The following is a 453-nucleotide window of genomic DNA, read 5'->3' on the forward strand; positions in this document are numbered from 1 at the left end:
GGCTGACGCACACGAGGACCAGATGCCGTTCGCGCATTCCCGATTGGCCTTCTCATACGCTTGCCGCTCGGGCTTGCTACTCAGGTAATTGTTGAGGGCCTCGTTCTGCGCAGCGCCAGCTGCGATCAGGCCATCCTGGCCCAGGACTGCCGCTAAACCGCCTCCTGCCAGCATGGCCACCGCTGTTACCACGACCCGGTTTACCGTGCTCTCACGGTCTGCATTGGTCGTGACCCCTAGCGCCCCACCAACTAGCGGCGCGACGACCGCGCTTGTGGCTCCGCCAATCGCACCTGACGCACAGTCACCACTGCCGGCCGCACCTGCGAGACATCCGAGGGCCGCATGGCTGGCGATACTCTCGAAGGAACCCGCTTCGGTGTTCGCGCCGATGCTATTGGCACCCAACGCCGCCGCCTGCGCCACCAGACTGCCCTTGAGCGCATTTCCAAA

The 453-nt window shown here is 64.5% G+C and carries 1 protein-coding gene; it reads right to left on the reverse strand.

The genetic code is table 11. The features are described from left to right. Positions 1-453 (reverse strand): DUF637 domain-containing protein (locus tag OR16_RS48620; RefSeq protein WP_006164840.1); only part of this gene is annotated, 453 nt, incomplete at both ends.

The organism is Cupriavidus basilensis OR16 (assembly GCF_000243095.1).
GTDB lineage: Bacteria > Pseudomonadota > Gammaproteobacteria > Burkholderiales > Burkholderiaceae > Cupriavidus > Cupriavidus basilensis_D.